The 2,637-nt window shown below is 41.2% G+C and carries 3 protein-coding genes and 1 pseudogene; all 4 read left to right on the top strand.

Translation table 11 applies throughout. The features are described 5' to 3' along the window. Positions 1–515: 515 nt before the first annotated feature. Positions 516–896 (top strand): annotated as a pseudogene (locus PX636_RS12220) (DUF7149 domain-containing protein); the annotation flags it as partial. Between the two features lie 359 nt (positions 897–1,255). Further along, positions 1,256–1,633, top strand: a complete 378-nt coding sequence (locus tag PX636_RS12215) for a hypothetical protein (protein WP_149985926.1) — start codon at positions 1,256–1,258, stop codon at positions 1,631–1,633. Positions 1,634–1,692: 59 nt separating this feature from the next. Further along, positions 1,693–2,019: a type II toxin-antitoxin system RelE/ParE family toxin gene (locus PX636_RS12210; protein ID WP_272078089.1), complete on the top strand. Its 327-nt coding sequence runs from the start codon at positions 1,693–1,695 to the stop codon at positions 2,017–2,019. 4 nt (positions 2,020–2,023) lie between these two features. Beyond that, complete coding sequence (locus PX636_RS12205; RefSeq protein ID WP_061430234.1) at positions 2,024–2,455, top strand: helix-turn-helix domain-containing transcriptional regulator; 432 nt, start codon at positions 2,024–2,026, stop codon at positions 2,453–2,455. The last annotated feature ends 182 nt before the right edge of the window (positions 2,456–2,637 follow it).

Raw genomic sequence — 2,637 nt, 5'->3', positions numbered from 1 at the left:
TTGACCAAATTGATTAAGATTCATGACGTTATCTTGTATGTCCCCTAATAAATTTTCACTATTTTTAATACAGATTGTCACAAAATATGCAGCCGATTGAGAATAATCATAGTGAGATAATCTTAAGGAACGACGATGGGGTTTATCAGAAAAGTTATTCATTTATTCATCTCCTTGTCAGGACAATAAATAGGAATCTCATTTTAGTTTTTGGCTATTTAGTAAAATAAGATTAAGCTGAATATAACAATAATTGTAACTGCTCGGTCTCGCGTAGCGAGCGCGTTGCGACCGCTTCCTTTAACCTTTCTACCCCTGCAAACTTACTGGCAATTTCCCTCACATCTTGGGAAGTGGGGAGATTTTCTCAAAACCCTTGACAAATGGCGAGACTTGCTTTATACTTTATGTATAATGGGAATCCGTGCGCAAATATATATAGGGTTTTTGAGGGAAGATAAGAGAGAAAAAAATAGCCTCAAAAATCGGGATGGGTAGGAATAGGGATATAAGGTATGAAGACTGAAATTTTCTCTCCCCGACAAGCATTAAACAAAGCATTCCTGAGAGTCAAACCGAATCGTAGTCAGGTGGAGAAGTTTCAAACCCACCTAGAACAACTTTTGGGGAGTATAAACGAGACAGAATCGGAGGAGTTCCACAAAAACCTGCTTGCAGACTTTCTCAAACACAGCTACTATAGTCCCCAACATTTCATCAACACCAAGGGAAGGAATGATTTAGTCATCCATAATGGGAAAGAGTCGCGGGATTCCGTGGGGGTAATATTGGAAGTCAAGAAACCCAGCAATAAAAGCGAGATGCTGCGGAGAGACAAACTCAACTGTAAAGCATTACAAGAATTACTCCTCTACTTCCTTCGGGAAAGATTGACATCCTCGCCGCCGTAAAACGGACGGCGATTCCTCACCACGCCACTTTTTAAGGGTGGTCGCTGAACGGGGTTGACGCTTCACCGAAAAACGCTTAATTGCTTAAGTCTGACTCTTTCTCCACGTCCGTTTTGAGTGTCCGAATGCCCTCCGGCCACTTTGAACAAGTCGAAAAAATCTCATGTTCAACCTTATTTCCTAGAAAGTTTTACTCGTTCAAGGCCGAATTTGAAGTCTTTTCTGAACGAAACCCCCTACTATCTGTGGTCAAGGTTCAGTTTTTAGCTTGGTTATCGCTTTTTCCATTGTAGCTGAAAGCCGTCCTAAAGGACGGGGTTCTAACCCAAATTTTCGATAAGACTATGGCTTCTTTCTCCAAACTTCTGATTGCTGGTACTGTGTTGCTTTCTGGAGGGTTATCTCCCCTGGTGATGGCGGCAGAAGTAGCAAGCGCCCAAACAACCATCGCCCAAACCGATACCCGCACCCAAGCGCAACAACTTTTTAACGAGGGGATGCAACTATTCCAACAAGGGACAGCCGAATCCTATCAACAGGCAATAACCAAATGGGAAACAGCCTTACCCCTTTGGCGTAAGCTGGGAGATAAAGTGCAGGAAGCCTTCATAAATCTAGCACTCGGTAAGTGGATGGTACAGCAAGGAGTGCGGAGTCAATCCTTGCCATCGCCGAGAAAACTGGTAATTGGCGCAAGAGATAATAAAAGCTTCTTTTATTAGGAAATACGAACGGAAAATGTTAAGCATTGGCGAGGAAACTAATGTGCTAGAGTTAATTCATGGCAACGCAACCAAGAGAAATTGAGCGTTATGTAACAGCCGATGGTCAAATTCCTTTTGATAATTGGTTTGATTCTATCCGAGTGTCTAAAACTCAAACTATCATCAGTAAAAGACTTGACCGAGTGAGGATGGGCAATTTAGGCGATTACCGTTCGGTAGGAGGAGGTGTTTTTGAATTAAGAATAGACTATGGTCCAGGTTATCGCATCTATTTCGGACAAGTAGGGACAACCATCGTGTTGCTACTGTGTGGAGGTGATAAAAGCAGTCAAATTAAAGATATTCGCCAAGCCCAAGAATACTGGAGAGATTATCGGAGTTAAAATTATGTCTAAAAGTATTAGCTACCACCCTTTTTTGCTGGACAATCTTAAAGATCCAAACTATGCGGCTCTTTATCTCGAAACTCACTTAGAAGAAGACGAGTTTGAATTCGATCCCGAATTACTGAAAATGGCTTTGAGGAATGTTCTGGAAGCTCTTGGGGATTCTCATTTAACCGCAGAACAAATTAAAATTTATGAGCAATTTCTCGATAAATTATTAACAATGCCAGCAGGAATAGGAATTTATAATTTAGGGCTTTGGCTGAAGGCTTTGGGATTAAAACTAGCTGTAACAGTTGATAAAGAGGGGAAGAATGTTGTTGAAAACTTGCCTAGTTTGAATGGAGATAACAAAGAAAAATATGAGGGAGTTTTAACAAAAGTCCCAGATGTAGAAACAGAAAACAGTAGGGGCGAAGCATTCGGGCAATAACCTATCGCTGAAACCGTAGATTTATTATCCGAATGCTTCGCCCTTACCCCGAATTTTTCTCTATCACCCTCAATCCTAAGTAGTCGTGCAAAATAAATTTCCTAGTGAAGAAAGGCAAAAGGCAAAAGGCAAAAGGCAAGGGGGGGGTTAGATATGTGTAATTAATTTTGCTTAGGTACTTA

Origin of the sequence: Microcystis sp. M53598_WE2 (genome assembly GCF_030067735.1) — a bacterium.
Taxonomy (GTDB): domain Bacteria; phylum Cyanobacteriota; class Cyanobacteriia; order Cyanobacteriales; family Microcystaceae; genus Microcystis; species Microcystis aeruginosa.
The sequence above is the reverse complement of the archived record's forward strand: the minus strand, read 5'-3'. Positions and strand labels throughout refer to the sequence as shown.